This is a genomic window from Arthrobacter sp. ov118 (assembly GCF_900116495.1).
In the GTDB taxonomy this organism is placed as follows: domain Bacteria; phylum Actinomycetota; class Actinomycetes; order Actinomycetales; family Micrococcaceae; genus Arthrobacter.
In genome coordinates, this window is the sequence record NZ_FPAY01000003.1 from 1 (window position 1) to 17,100 (window position 17,100).

The following is a 17,100-nucleotide window of genomic DNA, read 5'->3' on the forward strand; positions in this document are numbered from 1 at the left end:
GGTGCAAGCACCGGATCATCGTTCGACTTGCATGTGTTAAGCACGCCGCCAGCGTTCATCCTGAGCCAGGATCAAACTCTCCGTTGAAGAAAAACAGACACAGCACGCACCCCCGGGAAAACGGGAACAACGCACTGCACAAAATTTGAAACCAGCTGAAAAACCAGACCCGACACGGGGTGACGGGCCCGGCAAAACAACCAATCCATAATAAATTGGTATCAACAAACTTGGCACACTATTGAGTTCTCAAACAACAGACACACCCGGCACCACCACAACCACCAAACGGTCGCGGATCGCTCCGGAGCAACTTTTCAAACTTACCGGGCCGCTTCACCCTTGTCAAATCGGCCGTCCAGACTCAGTCCGCCGTGAGGCTTCCATGCCTTCCTTGCCGTTCAACTCCGGGGAGCAGCGCGGAAATAAACTCTACCACCACTGGGGCCAGCTGGCAAAGCCGCCCCAAAGTCGGCGCCGAAAAGCCCGGAATCACGCGGATTCCGGGCCTTTCATCAGGCTCTCCTGGGTGTAGGCCTACGCCAGCGGCTTGAAGTAGGCGGCGCCGAGCGGAGGCAGCGTGACCGTGAGGGAGGCCGGCTGTCCATCCAGACCGTCTTCGGCCGCTGTGAGCGGGCCAGCGTTCCCCACGCCTGACCCGCCGTAGCGGGCGGCGTCGGTGTTCAGCACTTCCTGCCACTTGCCGGCGGTCGGCACTCCCAGGAGATAATCCTTGTGAGGGCCGCCGGAGAAGTTGATGGCGCACACCACCGGGTTGCCTTCCGCGTCGCGGCGGATGAAGGTGAGGACGTTGCGGTCATTGTCGCCCCCATTGATCCACTGGAACCCCTCGGGCTGGTTGTCGCGCTCGTAGAAGGCGGGCGTGGAACGGTAGATCTCGTTGAGGTCCTTGGCCAGGAGCTGCACGCCCTGGTGCGCCGGGATGTCGGCGAGCCACCAGTCGAGCCCGTGCTGCTCCGACCACTCCGCCTCCTGGCCGAACTCAGTACCCATGAAGATCAGCTGCTTTCCCGGGTGCGCCCACTGATATCCCAGGAAGGCGCGCAGGTTCGCCAGCTGCTGCCACCGGTCCCCCGGCATCTTGCGCAGCATCGATCCCTTGCCGTGCACGACCTCGTCGTGGCTGATCGGCAGCAGGAAGTTTTCGGTAAAGGCGTAGACCATCGAGAACGTGATGGTGCCGTGGTGCCATCTGCGGTTGTACGGATCCTCGGCCATGTACTTGAGCGAGTCATGCATCCAGCCCATGTTCCACTTGAGCCCGAAGCCCAGACCGCCCTTGCTGGTGGGCGCCGTGACGCCTGGGAACGCCGTGGATTCCTCGGCGATCATGATCGCGCCCGGGTGGGTCTTGTAGACCGTCGCGTTCACTTCCTGCAGGAAGGAGATCGCTTCAAGGTTTTCACGCCCGCCGAAGCGGTTTGGCTGCCACTGCCCATGTTCGCGTGAGTAGTCGAGGTAGAGCATAGAGGCCACCGCATCGACCCGGAGGCCGTCGATGTGGAATTCGTCGAGCCAGTACAGGGCGTTGGCCACAAGGAAGTTGCGAACTTCACGGCGACCGAAGTCGAAGATCAGCGTTCCCCAGTCCGGGTGCTCGCCAAGGTTCGGGTCGGCGTGCTCGTAGAGGGCCTCGCCGTCGAACCTTGCCAGTGCCCACTCGTCCTTGGGGAAGTGCGCCGGGACCCAGTCCAGCAGGACGCCAATGCCGGCCTGGTGGAGTTCGTCGACGAGGTGACGGAACTCATCCGGGTGCCCGAAGCGCGAGGTCGGCGCGAAGTAGGAAGTGACCTGGTAACCCCATGAGCCCCCGAACGGGTGCTCGGCCACGGGCATGAACTCCACGTGGGTGAAGCCGAGCCATTTGACGTACTCCACCAGTTCCTTGGCCAACTCGCGGTAGTCCAGCCCCACCCGCCACGAGCCGAGGTGGACCTCGTACACGCTCATCGGCGAGTTGTGCGGATCACGACTGGCGCGGTTCTGCATCCAGTCGGCGTCCTTGAAGACATAGGAGGGCTCCACCACCCGGGATGCCGTCAGCGGCGGGATCTCGGTCCCGAAGGCCAGCGGGTCCGCCTTCTCCACCCAGTAACCGTGCCGGGTCCGGAGCTCGAACTTGTAGCATGCCCCTGCTACAACGCCCGGGATGAAGAGCTCCCACACACCGCTCGAACCCAGGGAGCGCATGGAGTACTCACGGCCGTCCCAGCCGTTGAAGTCGCCCTTGACGCGCACCGCCTGGGCGTTCGGCGCCCAGACGGCGAAGGACACGCCGTCGATGTCGCCGAGCGAGGACTTGTAGTGCTGGACATGCGCGCCCAGGACATCCCAAAGGCGCTCGTGCCGGCCCTCACCGATCAGGTGCAGATCCACCTCGCCAACCGTCGGCAGGTAGCGGTAGGGCTCGTCCATGATCTGCGGCTCGTGGTCCTCGTAGGTTACTTCGAGGCGGTAATCCGGCACGTGGCCGCGCTCGAGCGGCTCCATCACGGCCACCCACACGCCGCCCGCTTCGTGCGTCATGGGCACCGTGCCCGCGCTCGTCACGACACTGACGGATTCGGCCAGGTGCTTGACGGTCCGGATCGTAACGTGGCCGTGGTCATCCAGGTGGGCGCCCAGGACCGAGTGGGGCGCATGGTGTTCGCCCGTCGAGACCCTGGCTAGGGTGTCACCGTCCACGGGCAGTGGTGCGCCGGGCCGGTCGATGCGTGCTGATCCTGTCATTTTTATACCTTCCGCTGCGGCTTCGGCGGCGACGCCGGAGCCTGTACTGCCAAGGAGTCGACGCGATGCATTTACCGGAATGGAGAGCCACTCCGGCCTGTTCCTTAGTTCGTAGATGACTTCGTAAAGGGCTTTGTCGAGCCACAGCGCCACAAAGAGCGGCGAGTCGCGGTCGATGCTGCCGGGGATCACCTCGGCGTAGCCCGCCAGGAAGGCCTCGGCGCACTCGTCCGCCCATGACTCCGGGACGACGACACCGGGATTCTCGCGCACTGCCGCGCCGGCGGCGTAGTCGAAGGAACGCAGCACGCCCACGACGTCGCGGAGCGGGACGTCCGGGAAGTTGCGTTCGGAAATGGGGCGCAACGGCTCACCCTCGAAGTCGAGGATGGCCCAGCGGGCTGCCGTCCCGGAGGCACCGGGGACCTTCAGGATCTGTCCGAGGTGGAGGTCGCCGTGGATGCGCTGGAGCGGTCCGGCGCTGGTGCCGTCAAGCCGGCGGAGGAGTTCGTTCAGCTGCCCCTCGTACGGGCCGACGACGTCCGACGCCTGGGCCCAGGACTGGCGCACACGCTGTGCCACGCCGGGGGCGATGTCCTGCCCCGGCGCGGATTCGGTGGCGGTCCCCAAAGCCTCGGCCAGCCGCCGGTGCACGGTGGCCGTCGCCGCGCCAAGAGCGTGAGCTTCGGCGGTGAACCCGACCCCACGGCTGGCCGCGTCCACGGCGAGCCGCCAGGCGTCGAGTCCGCCGGCGAGGAATTCGTGTGCGACGGCGAGCTCGCCGCGGGCGGGACGTGAGGCTGCGGGCGCCAACCATTCGCCGGTCACCCAGCCAAGGGTTGCCGGGACCTCGGCGGTGCGCCCTGCGGTCAGCGCCGCACCGATTTCGACCTCGGGGTTCTCGCCCTCCGAGAGCACCCGGAAGAACTTCACGATGGCGCCTGTTCCGCCGTCGTCGTCGTCGACTATCACAGAACTGTTTGACTGCTCGCCCGAAAGCACCTTCACGGTGCCCGTGGCAAACGGCAGCCGATAGCCGGACTCCACGCGGTGGCCCGTGGCGTTTCCCGACGGCGTACTCCCGCCCTGGCGGATGAGCTCCAGCCAGGCGGCGACGAACGAGGCGTCATGGACTCCGTCGTAGACCCACCGGTGTGCAGCATCGGCACGGGTTCCGGGAAGTTCGCCGATCAGCCCGCGCTCCGCCCCCGGCAAGGGCTCAGGGCGGAAACTGAGCGGCACTTGAACGATGTCGGTCCGGCTGCCGCCGTCGGGCGTGGGGTAGGACACCGCGATGAGCATCACCTCAAACGTCGCCGTCGCGGGGGCATTTTCCTCACCGCTGGTTGCGAGGCGCAGACCCCCCGCCGGTTCGAAGGTGAACTCCGCGCTCTTGACCGGGAACCATCGCTGGTTCGGAAGCCAGGCGCCGAGCAGTGAACTCAGGGCTGGGGAAAGGATGGGCCGGTTCATGTCAGCCTTCGATCGACAGGATAGGCATCGCCTGCGTGAACGGCGAGGTTGGATTGGACGCCGCGGAGCGGATCCGCAGCCAAAAGAAATCATGGCTGCCCAGCGTCAGGGTCAGCGTGCCGTCGTCGCTAATGGCGGGGAACGCCTGGCCTCCGAAGACGTCGCGGAGGCCGCGCCCCGAGAAGTTCGGCACCCGCAGCGTAGTGGCCACCGGGTGCTGCGAGAGGTTGAACGCGCAGAGGATGGTTTCCGGATCCGCGCCCGCCGCGTTCCCTTCCGGCAGCTCGCGCAGGTACGCCAGGACGACGTCGTGGTCAGCCTCGACGTGCTTGAAGCTGCCCAGCCCGAACGCCGGGTGGTTCTTGCGGACGCTCAGGATTTGGCGGGTCCAGCGCAGCAGCGAGCCGGAATGGGCGGCCTCGGCTTCAACGTTCGCCATGCTGTAGTTGTAGACCAGCGACTGGATCACCGGGAGGTAGAGCTTTCCGGGATCGGCGGCGGAGAACCCGGCGTTGCGGTCCGGGTTCCACTGCATCGGCGTGCGGACGGCGTCGCGGTCCTCGAGCCAGATGTTGTCCCCCATGCCGATCTCGTCCCCGTAGTACAGGAACGGGCTGCCGGGTAGGGACAGCAGCATGGCGTTGATCAGCTCGATCTCGGAGCGCGAATTGTCCAGCAGGGGCGCGAGCCGGCGGCGTATGCCGATGTTGGCGCGCATGCGCGGGTCCGGCGCGTACCAGCCGAGCATCGCGGCGCGTTCGTCGGCGGTGACCATTTCCAGCGTCAGTTCATCGTGGTTGCGCAGGAAGGTGCCCCACTGCGCGCCTTCGGGAATGTCGGGGGTGTCCTTCATCGTCTCGATGATGGGGAACGCCTTCTGGTCGCGGAGCGCGTAGTACAGGCGCGGCATGATCGGGAAGTGGAAGGCCATGTGGCATTCCGGTTCCTCTTCGGTGCCGAAGTACTCCACCACTTCGGCCGGCGGTTGGTTGGCCTCGGCGATGATCACGCGGCCGGGGTAGCTTTCATCCACCATCCGGCGCAGCTTGCGCAAGAACTCATGGGTGGCCGGCAGGTTCTCGCAGTTGGTGCCTTCCTCCTCGAAGAGGTACGGGATGGCGTCGGCGCGGAAGCCGTCGATACCCTGGTCCAGCCAGAACCTGACGACGTCGAAGAGCGCGTCAATGACTTTGGGGTTCTCGAAGTTCAGATCGGGCTGGTGGCTGAAGAACCGGTGCCAGAAGAACTGCCGGCGGATGGGGTCGAAGGTCCAGTTGGATTCCTCGGTGTCCACGAAGATGATGCGGGCCTCTTCGTACTTCTCGTCCGTGTCGCTCCAGACGTAGAAGTCGCCGAACGGCCCGTCCGGGTCCTTGCGGGATTCCTGGAACCACGGGTGCTGGTCCGACGTGTGGTTCAGCGGGAGGTCGATGATGACCCGGACGCCGCGCGCGTGGGCCTCCGCCACCAGCCGCTTGAAGTCGCTGATGGTGCCAAACTCATCCAGCACGGAGTTGTAGTCCGAGATGTCGTAGCCGCCGTCGCGCAACGGCGACTGGAAGAACGGCGGGAGCCAGAGGCAGTCCACGCCGAGCCACTGCAGATAGTCCAGTTTCTCGATCAGGCCGTGGAAGTCGCCCGAGCCGTCCCCGTTCCCGTCGGCAAAGCCCCGGACCAGAACCTCGTAAAACACCGCTTTGCGGTACCAGAGGGGATCGTGCTGGAGACCCGGAGCGTTGAGCTCAAAACTTGCCCTTGGACTGAAGTGCTGGCTGGGGCTCTGCGGGCTGAAACTCACTGGCATTACCTCCGGATGCTGAGAATGTGGGCGGGCTCGACATGCGGGTCCAGACGGACGTAGTTGTACTCCCCCCATTCCCAGCTCTCGCCGGTCAGCAGGTCATCCACCATGAAGCGGCCGTTGTGCGTGAAGCCGTCCGGGTCGAGTTCAAGCGCCGCCAGATCCAGGGACACGGTGCTCTCCCGCGCACCGTGCGGGTCCACGTTGACGACGATGATCAAGGTGTCCTTGGTCCCGTCCGGGAGGGTCTTGTGCTTGGAGAACACCACGGTGGAGCTGTCGGTGCTCTCGTGCAGCGTCAGGTTCTGCAGGTCGCCCAGGGCCGGGTGCGCGCGGCGGATCTCGTTGAGCCTGGTCAGGTACGGGGCCAGGGTGCGCCCGGATTGGGCCGCCGCGTCCCAGTCCCGTGACTTGTACTCAAACTTCTCGTTGTCGATGTACTCCTCGGCACCGGGCCGGGCCACATGTTCAAAGAGTTCAAAGCCGGCGTAGACACCCCAGAGCGGGCTGGCCGTGGCGGCCAGCGCGGCACGGATCTTGAACGCTGCCGGGCCGCCGAACTGCAGGTACTCCGTGAGGATGTCCGGGGTGTTGACGAAGAAGTTCGGCCGGAAGTAGGCCGGCGACTCGTGGCTGACCTCCTGGAAGTACTCCTGGAGTTCCTCCTTGGTGTTCCGCCACGTGAAGTACGTGTAGGACTGCTGGAAGCCGGCCCGGCCGAGGGCGTGCATCATGGCCGGGCGTGTGAAAGCCTCGGCAAGGAATACGACGTCGGGGTGTTTCTTATTGACCTTGCCGATCAGCCATTCCCAGAACCACAAGGGTTTGGTGTGCGGATTGTCCACCCGGAAGACTTTGACACCGTGGCTGACCCACAGCAGCACGATTCGCAGAATTTCCTTGGACAGCCCGGCGGGGTCGTTGTCGAAATTCAGCGGGTAAATGTCCTGGTATTTCTTCGGCGGATTCTCGGCGTAGGCGATGCTGCCGTCCACCCGGGTGGTGAACCATTCCGGGTGGCTTTCCACCCAGGGGTGGTCCGGTGCGGCCTGTAGCGCCAGGTCCAGGGCGACTTCGAGCCCCAGCTCCCCCGCCCGCGCCACGAAAGCGTCGAAGTCCTCGAACGTTCCCAGGTCCGGGTGGATGGCGTCGTGACCGCCTTCCTTGGACCCGATGGCCCACGGCGAGCCGGGATCGTGCGGGCCGGCGATCAGCGTGTTGTTCGGCCCCTTGCGGTGCTGGACACCGATCGGGTGAATCGGCGGCATGTAAATGATGTCAAAGCCCATGTCGGCGACGGCGTCAAGGCGCTTTGCGGCAGTTCCGAAGTTGCCGGAGGTCCACTCCCCGGTTTCGGGATTGCGCACGGCACCTTCGGAGCGCGGAAAAAACTCGTACCAGGAGCCGCGGCCCGCGAGCGGACGCTCCACGAGCAGGGGGTACGGCTCCGAGACGGTCTCGAGTTCGCGGATGGGCTGGCGTTCGACGACGGCTGCCACCTCGGCGCTGAACCCGGCGGCCAGGCGCGCCTCGGGTGTCAGGGAGGTGTCGGAGAGGCCCACGACCGCCATCCGGAGCGTCCTGCGGTCCGCGGACGGGCGGGAGGCGTCCTCGGACGCTTCGGACAGCAAGGCCGCGCCTTCGGCCAGCATGAGTTCGACGTCGATGCCGGCCTCCACCTTGACCTCCGCGTTGTGGTGCCAGGTGCCGTAGCGGTCGTGCCAGGCCTCGATGACGAAGGACCAGTTGCCGACGGCGGGCAGGGTCAGAAGGCCCTCCCAGCGGTCTGTGCCCATGCCGCGCGGACCGCGCGGCGGGGCGAGGCGCACCCGCTGCCGCTCTTTGCCGCGGGGATCGAGCAGGACGGCGCTGACGCCGAGCTGGTCATGTCCCTCCCGGAACGCGGTGGCCCTCACCACAATCGTTTCGCCTGCGACAGCCTTGGCGGGAAACTTTCCGCCCTCCACCGATGGCTGCACGCCGGTGATCGGAAAACGGCCAAACCGGAGGCCATCCGTGATCAGGGCCTTGGACTTTTGCTTGGACACGGCACTGGTTCGCGAGTTATTCGTCACAGGCTCGACGTTATCTACAAAACGGCCAGAATGCTAAGACCACTCATGATTTCCAGAGGATTTCGGTTCTGGTCCTCCCCGTATCCGTCATTTACAGGAAAGAATCCTAAAGCGGTTCCCGGGCAACGACATGTCGGTTAGTGTTTCGCTCGTGAAGGCAATCCGCAGATTTACCGTCCGAACCGTTCTTCCGGAGTCCATCCGGCCGCTGGCGCGTCTCGCCACCAACCTCCGGTGGTCCTGGCACCGGCCCACCCGGGAGCTTTTTGAGGGCCTCAATCCCGTGATCTGGGCGGAGAGCGGCGACGATCCGGTGACGTTCCTTGGTCTGGTCAGCCGGGAAGAACTCCAGCGCCTGGCCGCGGACCAGGACGTGGTGCGGCGTGTCCATGCCGCCGCCGACGACCTCGACCGCTATTTGGAACAGCCGCGCTGGTACCAGGGCCTGGGCGAGGACGCCCCGTCCTGCATTGCGTACTTCTCGCCCGAGTTCGGCATCACCGAGGTCCTGCCCCAGTACTCCGGCGGCCTTGGCATCCTGGCCGGCGATCACCTCAAGGCGGCGTCGGACCTTGGCGTGCCGCTGATCGGCGTCGGTCTCCTCTACCAGGCCGGGTACTTCAAGCAGTCGCTCTCCCGCGACGCCTGGCAGCAGGAAACGTACCCGGTCCTCGACCCGGACGGCCTGCCCCTGACGCTCCTGCGCGAAGCTTCCCCCGATGGCAACGGCAAGCCCATCCAGATCTCCCTCCCCCTCCCCAACGGCCGGCGCCTTCTGGCGCATGTGTGGCGGGCCGACGTCGGACGCGTTCCGCTGCTGCTGCTGGACTCCAACGTTCCGGGCAACGATGAAGCCGCCCGCGGCATCACCGACCGGCTGTACGGCGGCGGCGGTGACCACCGGCTGCAGCAGGAGCTCCTGCTGGGCATGGGCGGGCTCAAGGCCCTGCGTGAGTTCCAGCGGCTCACGGGCCTCCCCGCCCCGGAGGTCTTCCACACCAACGAGGGCCACGCCGGGTTCCTGGGTGTTGAGCGGATCCAGGAATTGATGTCCGGCGCGAAGCCCCTGAGCTGGGACGAAGCGCTGGCCGCGGGGCGGGCGTCCACCGTCTTCACCACCCACACGCCGGTTCCGGCGGGGATCGACCGCTTCGAGATCTCCCAGATCCAGCACTTCTTCGAAGCCGGCCTGGCGCCGGACGTCCCGGTGGCCAAGATCCTGGACCTGGGCCGTGAGGACTTCGCCGACGGCAACCCCTTCGTGTTCAACATGGCCGTCATGGGCCTGCGGCTTGCCCAGCGGGCCAACGGTGTGGCCAAACTGCACGGCGTCGTTTCCCGCGGCATGTTCTCCGCCCTCTGGCCGGGCTTCGATCACTCTGAGGTCCCCATCACTTCAGTGACCAACGGCGTGCATGTCCCCACCTGGGTGGACCCCCGCATCGCCGCCCTTGCCCGGGACGAGTTCGGCGCGGAGGCGCAGGCGCAGGGCCGGTGGGACCTGGCCTACAACGTCACCGACGAAGACCTCTGGGCGCTGCGCCGCGAGATGCGGGTGTCGCTGGTGGAGGACGTCCGGCGCCGGCTCCGGGCCGCCTGGAAGAAACGTGGCGCGGCCGACGCCGAGCTGGCCTGGACGGATTCGGTGCTGGACCCGGACATCCTGACCATCGGCTTCGCCCGTCGCGTGCCGACCTACAAGCGCCTGACGTTGATGCTGCGGGACCCCGAACGGCTTAAGGCCCTGCTGCTGCACAAGACCCACCCCATCCAGCTGGTGATCGCCGGGAAATCGCACCCCGCCGACGACGCGGGCAAGAAGATGATCCAGGACCTGGTCCGGTTTACAGACGACCCCGCCGTGCGGCACCGGATCGCGTTCCTGCCCAACTACGACATCGCCATGGCCCGGACCCTTTTCCCCGGCTGCGACGTGTGGCTGAACAACCCGCTGCGCCCGCTCGAGGCCTGCGGAACGTCCGGAATGAAGGCGGCCCTGAACGGTTCGCTGAATCTCTCGGTCCTGGACGGCTGGTGGGACGAGATGTACGACGGCGAGAACGGCTGGGCGATCCCGACCGCCAACAACGACGCCTCACCGGCAGAACGTGACGACATCGAGGCGGCGGCACTCTACGAATTGCTCGAAACCCAGGTGGCGCCGCGGTTCTACGGGCTGACCGTTTCCGACAGGGCCGGCGCCGCCGGGCCGTCGAAGTCCGGCCCGCAGGCGGTTCCCACGCATTGGGTCTCGATGATCAAACACACGATGTCCCACCTTGGGCCGGCGGTCTCCGCGGAACGGATGCTCAAGGACTACGTCAACGTGCTGTACCGGCCTGCCGCGATCGCCGGACGCCATGCCGGGGCGGACGACTACGCCCAGGCCAAGGCACTGGCGGCGTGGACCGCACGCGTCCGCACCGCATGGCCTTACCTCCAGGTGGAACACGTCGATTCTGTCGGGGTCTCCGAGGACCCGCAGATCGGCGACCTGCTTCAGGTCAATGCGTACGTGGCCCTGCGTGAGCTCTCGCCGGAGGATGTCTACGTCGAGGTGGCCTACGGCCGGGCAGAGGAGACCGACGAGCTGGCGGACATCACGGTGGCCGAACTGAAAGCCGCCGAGGACCTCGGCAAGGGCCGGCACCTCTTCAGCGGCACCCTGGTGATCGACCGTTCCGGATCCTTCGGGTACACCGTGCGCGTGCTCCCCAAGCATGAGGCGCTGGCGTCCAAGGCTGAACTTGGCCTGATCGTCAACGCCTGATCGTCAACGCGTAGCGCGAGCCCCTAAAGGCAGACCGCGATGACGGCCAGGCCCGTGCCGGCGTAGCTCTCGGCGTCCTGCAGGGTCTCACAGATGACGCCGAAGGAGCGGTCAGCCCGGAGACCGGCCGGGACCTGCCAGATGAACGTGACAGGGGCCTCGCCGTCGTCCGTTACCGCATCCGCAACGTCGTGGAGCGAATCGTGCAGGGCGTCCAGGTCCACGCCGTAGTCCTCGGGGAAGTCCAGGAGCTCATTGAAGGCGTCCAGGACTGCCTGCCTGGTCCCGGCGGCGGGGATCACCAGGGCGCGGCGGCCGGCGTCGTCGATCTGCGCGGTGAGCTCTTCGATGGTCCAGGTGTCTGCTGAGTAAATCTTCATGGGGTCCTTAATTTCGCGGGTCGCGGATGACGGGGGGTGCCGGTAACGGGGGGACCGCGGATCTCTCGGTGCGGTAGATGTTGATCGAGTTGGCCTGCACCACGTCCCGTTCCCCGGAGCCGACCACGGTTCCCTGACGACGTTCATGGAGTTCGGACGTGGTCAGGCGAAGCTCGTACAGCCGGTGCCCGGGGCCGTCTCCGTTGTTGAACCGAGGCAGGGTGACCTTGACGTCGTCGGCGCCGCCGTTGACCACCACCAGACCGTCCACGTGGCCGTCCTCGGACCCGAGCAGGACTTGGATCACCCGGTGGCGGGGGTCGTTCCACGCCTCGGCCGTCATGGGGTTTCCGTCCGGACCGAACCAGTGGAAGTAGGACTGCTTGTCGCGCACGGGGTAGTCATGCGGCTGGCCGGCCAGGAACTCCTTGCGCAGCCGGATGACGCGCTTGGTGGTGCGCAGCATGGCATGGGATTCCGGGGTGCTGGTCCAGTCAATCCAGGTGATCGGGTTGTCCTGGCAGTAGGCATTGTTGTTGCCCTGCTGGGTCCGGCCGATCTCGTCCCCCGCCGTAATCATGGGGACGCCCTGGGAGATCATCAGGCAGGCCATCAGGTTCTGCCGGCTTTGGGCGCGCCGGGCAAGGATGTCCCCGTCTTCGGTGGGGCCCTCGAAACCGTGGTTGTAGCTGCGGTTGTCGCCGTGGCCGTCGCGGTTCTGCTCTCCGTTGGCCTCATTGTGTTTGCGGTCGTAGCTTGTCAGATCGGCCAGTGTGAAGCCGTCGTGGGCAGTGATGAAGTTCAGCGAGGCAAGCCGCGACCGGCCCGAGGGCTCAAACAGCGTGGCAGAACCCGAGAGGGCGTCCGCGAGGCGGGCCGCCGGGCCGCCCATCCCGCCGGCGTCGATCGCGGCCCGGTCGGCAAGCCAGAAGCTGCGGACGGCGTCGCGGAAGTGATCGTTCCAGTCCACCCATCCGGCCGGAAACCGGCCCGTCTGCCAGCCGCCGTAGCCCACGTCCCACGGTTCGGAGATCAGCTTGACGCCGGACAGGACGGGATCGGCACCCACCGCGACGAGGAAGGGGTGCCCGGGATCGAAGTCGTTGGCGCCGTTGCGGCACAGCGTGACGGCAAGATCGAAGCGGAACCCGTCAATATGGAATTCGGTGACCCAGTAGCGCAGGGAGTCCAGCACCAGCTGCACCACGCGGGGTTCGCCGAAGTTCAGGCTGTTCCCGCAGCCGGTGGTGTCCACATACCTTCCGTGGCCGTCGTTGCGGTAATACTGCATCTCGCCCAGTCCGCGGAAGCTGAGGGCGGGACCGTCCGGGCCGCCCTCCGCCGTGTGGTTGTAGACGACGTCCAGGATGACTTCCAGCCCGGCGGCGTGCAGCTGCTTGACCATGCCCTTGAACTCGTCCAGGACGGCTTGCGCCCCGGCGGCCTGGGCGGCGCCGGTGGCATATCCGGGGTGGGGGGCGAAAAATGCGGCCGTGTTGTAGCCCCAGTAGTTCGTCAGCCCGAGCTGCTGCAGGTGCGGCTCGTCCACGTGGAAATGGACGGGCAGGAGCTGGATGGCCGTGATGCCCAGTGAAATGAGGTACTCGATCATGGCCGGGTGGGCCATGCCGGCGTAGGTCCCCTGCAGCTCCTCAGGAATATCCGGGTGCAGCCGGGTCTGGCCCCGGACGTGGGCCTCGTACACGATCGTGTTGCGCCACGGCACACGGGGACTGCGGTCCGGACCCCAGTCAAAGTCGTTGCCGACGCGGACGTTGGTGATCAGCCCAACGCGTTCGTCGACGGCCCGGCCGTAGGGGTCCATCAGCAGCGGCTGCTCGCCGACGGCGTCAAAATCCGTGCCAGGCATGGACAACGGGAGGGCCTCATGCTCCGGAGAGGCACGGAAGCCGTAGCGCGAACCGGCGGGAATGCCCTCCACAATGCCGTGGTGGACGCCGTCGGTAATGTTGGGCAGGGTCTTAACCTGCCAGGCTCCCCCGGGCGCCTGGTAGGCAATTTCAAGAGTGGTCACGCCGGGCGCGTAGACGGCCACGTTGGCGAACGCACCCCGGGGGTCATCCACTGCCGGCGACCCGGTATGTGGAACGCTGATTCCGAGGGGAAACGCGCGTGAAGCGTCTACGGTGGAAGCTGTGTCTATAAAAGGCATAACCATTGCTTAAAGGTTAGCGGGGCTGGACAAAGGGCCCCTGTTTTTGTATTCATGACGTTTTGCAGTGTACGGAACCCACACCGCAAACTGGAATGAAGCGCCGAGATGGAGGAAATTGTGCGCATAGCGCTAGCCCAAATCATCACCGGCCGCGATCTGGCCGCGAATCTGGCCCTCGTGGACGCCTATGCCCGGCAGGCAGTGTCGGGAGGTGCGGACCTGGTGGTGTTTCCGGAAGCCACCATGCGGGCCTTCGGTAATTCGCTCGTGGATATTGCCGAGCCGCTGGAGGGCCCGTGGGCATCACGCGTGCGCGCCCTCGCGGCGGAACTCGACATCGTGATCGTCGCCGGGATGTTCACTCCGGGCACCGCCGGGGACGGCACCAAGGTGCGCAACACGCTGCTGGTCTCCGGCCGCGGCATCGAGGCCAGCTACGACAAGATCCACCTCTTCGACGCTTTTGGCTTCGCGGAGTCGGACACGGTTGACGCCGGCACGGACCCCGTCACCTTCGAGCTCGACGGCGTGACGTTCGGCCTCGCCACGTGCTACGACATCCGTTTCCCGGACCTCTTCACGGAAAACGCGGATCGCGGCGCGGATGTAAACATTGTCTGCGCCTCCTGGGGCTCGGGCCCCGGCAAGGCCGACCAATGGAAGCTCCTGGCCCGCGCCCGCGCCCTGGACTCCACCACCGTAGTCCTCGCCTGCGGCCAAGCCGACCCCGCCGGCCAAGGCACCGAAACCAGGGGCGCGGCACCGACCGGCGTCGGGCACTCCGTCGTCGTCTCCCCGATGGGCGACGTTCTGGAAGAGCTCGACGGCGCCCCCGGTCTGCTGTTCGCCGATCTGGACACCACCACAGTCAAGGAAGCGCGCACCAAGCTCCCAGTCCTGGCCAACCGGCATAAGTTCTAAGTCACCTGTGCTTTAGACCAAGGCTTCCGGCTGTGGTCACCTCAGTTCTGGGCACCACCCGCGGTCACCGGCACAAGCAACGCGGGGTCAGATCGCGCCCATTCTGAGGCCTCGGATGGGCGCGATCTGACCCCGCGTTGCCCAAACCGAAGGACTACTTGGCAGAGCGCTGGCGGGAGATTTCGTAGAGGGAGATGCCTACTGCCATGGAGGCGTTGAGCGATTCCATGGCTGAGTCGATCGGGATGGAAACGATCTGGTCGCAGTTTTCGCGGACCAGGCGGCTCAGGCCCTTGCCCTCGGAACCGACAACGAGGCATACCGGCTCCGTGGCCAGGGCGAGGTCGGGCAGCGAGACGTCGCCGTCGCCGTCGAGCCCCAGGACGTAGATGCCCATGTTCTTGAACGCCTTGAGCGTGTTGTTCAGGTTGGCCGCGCGTGCGACGGGTACGCGGACGGCCGCGCCGGCGCTGGTCTTCCAGGCCGAGGCGGTGACGCCTACGGAGCGGCGCTCCGGGACGACGACGCCGTGGCCGCTGAAGGCCGAAACGGAGCGGATGATCGCGCCGAGGTTGCGGGGATCGGTAATGCCGTCGAGCGCAACGAAGAGCGGGGCGTTGGCGACGTGGCCCTTCTTCCAGGCCTCGATGGTCGCTTCGGCGAGCTCGTACGCGTCCTGGTATTCGTACGGCGGGATCTGCAGCACGAGTCCTTGGTGAATGGCGTCGTCGGTCATGCGGTCGAGCTCGGGCTTGCCGGTTTCCATCAGCGGGATGCCGCGTTCGGCGGCGAGCTTCAGGGATTCCTTGACGCGGTCGTCCATTTCGATGCGGACGGCGACGTGCAGGGCCTTGGCCGGGACACCGGCGCGGAGGGCTTCGACCACCGAGTTGCGGCCGGTGACGACCTCTTCCGTGGCGCGGCCCTTAGGACCGGAGCGGCCGGTGCGGGCGGCGGCACTCGTGGTTCGGCTTCCGCTGGCGCGCTTGGCCTCGGAGCGCTCTGCGAGCTGCTTGTTCTTGAACGCCTTGTGGTAGGGGCGGTCTTCCGCCTTCGGCGTGGGGCCCTTGCCCTCGAGTGCCTTGCGGCCGTGACCGCCGGTTCCGACGGTGGGGCCCTTCTTCATTTTGACCGAGCGGCGACCGTTGTTGGCCATGAGTTTCACCCTTTAAATACGCGATTCGTTGATAATCCTGAACTCCAGTCTACTGACTCGAGTTAAATCCTCGCACCGCTTCGGACGCCGGCGGCCGCCTCATCCGCCGTCGTCCGAGGGGTTCAGCCCCGCTTGAGACTCCAGCTCGCGCCGTCGGGGCCGTCCTCGACGACGACGCCGGCGGCGGCCAGCGTGTCCCGGATGGCGTCGGAAGCGGCCCAGTCCTTGGACGCCCTGGCCCGGGCCCTGGCTTCCAGTTGCGCCTCGATGAGGACCCCAAGGGCGGTGTTGGCTTCTTCGTCCGCTGCAGGCTGCGCCGTGGCGTTCAGGCCCAGCACTTCTACCATGGCCGTGACGGCCGCGACTGCCTGCCCGGCGGCGTCGAGGTCCCCCGCCGTGAGGGCCGTATTCCCCGCCCGGACGGCGTCGTGCAAGGCGGCGAGGGCTTGCGGGACGTTGAGGTCGTCGTCCATGGCGGCTGCGAAGGCGTCCGGGACGCAGGCAGCGGGCGCATCAGCGGGCGAACCCGCCGCTGGCGTGTCGGGAAGGACACGGGCGGCGCGACTGAGGAAGCCGTCAATGCGTTCGACGGCGGCTGCGGCTTCCTGCAGGGACGTCGGCTGGTAGTCCAGGACCGAGCGGTACTGCGCCTGGCCGAGGTAGTAGCGGACAACGCGCGGCGGGGCGAGTTCGAGCATTTCGGTCGGGCTGACGGTGTTGCCGATGGACTTGGACATCTTCTCCCCGGCGTAGGTGACCATGCCGTTGTGCATCCAGAAGTTGGCGAAGCCGTGGCCCGCCGCCTGGGACTGCGCCATCTCATTTTCGTGGTGCGGGAAGCGCAGGTCCAGACCGCCGCCGTGAATGTCGAACTCGGTGCCGAGGTACTTGGTGACCATCGCGGAGCATTCCAGGTGCCAGCCCGGGCGGCCGGCGCCCCACGGGGAGGACCAGCTCGCCGTCGTCGGCTCCCCGTCCTTGTAGCCCTTCCACAGCGCAAAGTCGCGGGGGTCTTTCTTGCCGCGCGGGTCGGCGTCCGGGGCGCCCTGCATGTCGTCGATTTTCTGGCGCGTCAGCGTGCCGTACTTGTTCCACGAGCGCACGTCGAAGTAGACGTCGCCGGAGTCGTCCAGGGCCGGGTAGGCGTGGCCGCGGTCGATCAGCAGCTGGATGAGGGCGTGCATTTCCGGGATGTGGCCGGTGGCGCGAGGCTCATAAGTGGGGCGGGAGACGCCCAGGGTGTCGTAGGCCTTGAGGAATTCCTGCTCGTAGCGGTACGCCAGGGCCCACCATTCCTCGTTGCGGAGGGCTCCGGGCTCGTCCTCAAAGTCCGGACCGAAGGAGGCGGCGGACTTGGCGAGGATCTTGTCATCGATGTCCGTGACGTTGCGGACCACCGTCACGCGGAAACCCCGGTACTGGAGCCAGCGGGTCAGCTGGTCGAACGCGATGGCTGAGCGGATGTGGCCGACGTGTGGCATGCCTTGCACGGTGGCTCCGCAGTAGTACAGGCTTACTTGGCCCGGTACGAGGGGGACGAAGTCGCGGACTTCGGCGGATGCGGTGTCGTAAAAGCGCAGGGTCACCGCTCCAGATT

General features: G+C 66.2%; 9 protein-coding genes and 1 rRNA gene. 2 read left to right on the plus strand and 8 right to left on the minus strand.

Translation table 11 applies throughout. The features are described from left to right. The 4 genes from BM372_RS07540 to BM372_RS07555 all read right to left on the minus strand — a co-directional run. Positions 1–87: ribosomal RNA gene (locus BM372_RS07540) — 16S ribosomal RNA — on the minus strand; the annotation flags it as partial. A 450-nt stretch (positions 88–537) separates the two neighbouring features. Further along, positions 538–4,224 (minus strand): 1,4-alpha-glucan branching enzyme, encoded by a 3,687-nt coding sequence (locus BM372_RS07545; protein ID WP_090953807.1) that lies wholly within the window; start codon positions 4,222–4,224, stop codon positions 538–540. A 1-nt stretch (position 4,225) separates the two neighbouring features. After that, positions 4,226–6,022, minus strand: a complete 1,797-nt coding sequence (gene treS, locus BM372_RS07550) for a maltose alpha-D-glucosyltransferase (RefSeq protein WP_090954512.1) — start codon at positions 6,020–6,022, stop codon at positions 4,226–4,228. Positions 6,023–6,027: 5 nt separating this feature from the next. After that, on the minus strand, positions 6,028–8,100 hold the full coding sequence (locus BM372_RS07555; protein WP_305728172.1) for an alpha-1,4-glucan--maltose-1-phosphate maltosyltransferase: 2,073 nt from the start codon (positions 8,098–8,100) through the stop codon (positions 6,028–6,030). Between the two features lie 151 nt (positions 8,101–8,251). On the opposite strand from BM372_RS07555, the gene glgP reads away from it, so the two are divergent. Beyond that, positions 8,252–10,870 carry an alpha-glucan family phosphorylase gene (glgP, locus tag BM372_RS07560; protein ID WP_218160855.1) on the plus strand — a complete coding sequence of 873 codons (2,619 nt, stop codon included), beginning with the start codon at positions 8,252–8,254 and terminating at the stop codon, positions 10,868–10,870. A gap of 23 nt (positions 10,871–10,893) precedes the next feature. Here glgP and BM372_RS07565 read toward each other — a convergent pair whose 3' ends face one another. Further along, positions 10,894–11,250, minus strand: a complete 357-nt coding sequence (locus tag BM372_RS07565) for a barstar family protein (protein ID WP_090953813.1) — start codon at positions 11,248–11,250, stop codon at positions 10,894–10,896. A 7-nt stretch (positions 11,251–11,257) separates the two neighbouring features. Next, positions 11,258–13,429: a glycogen debranching protein GlgX gene (gene glgX / locus BM372_RS07570; protein ID WP_090953815.1), complete on the minus strand. Its 2,172-nt coding sequence runs from the start codon at positions 13,427–13,429 to the stop codon at positions 11,258–11,260. Positions 13,430–13,543: 114 nt separating this feature from the next. Between glgX and BM372_RS07575 the strand changes: the two genes are divergently transcribed. After that, on the plus strand, positions 13,544–14,347 hold the full coding sequence (locus tag BM372_RS07575; RefSeq protein WP_090954514.1) for a carbon-nitrogen hydrolase family protein: 804 nt from the start codon (positions 13,544–13,546) through the stop codon (positions 14,345–14,347). 154 nt (positions 14,348–14,501) lie between these two features. Here BM372_RS07575 and rlmB read toward each other — a convergent pair whose 3' ends face one another. Both rlmB and cysS read right to left on the minus strand, forming a co-directional pair. Next, the gene (gene rlmB, locus BM372_RS07580) at positions 14,502–15,503 is read right to left on the minus strand and encodes a 23S rRNA (guanosine(2251)-2'-O)-methyltransferase RlmB (RefSeq protein WP_090954516.1); all 1,002 of its coding nucleotides are present in this window, start codon (positions 15,501–15,503) and stop codon (positions 14,502–14,504) included. Between the two features lie 122 nt (positions 15,504–15,625). Beyond that, positions 15,626–17,089: a cysteine--tRNA ligase gene (cysS, locus tag BM372_RS07585; protein WP_090953817.1), complete on the minus strand. Its 1,464-nt coding sequence runs from the start codon at positions 17,087–17,089 to the stop codon at positions 15,626–15,628. Positions 17,090–17,100 lie beyond the last annotated feature (11 nt).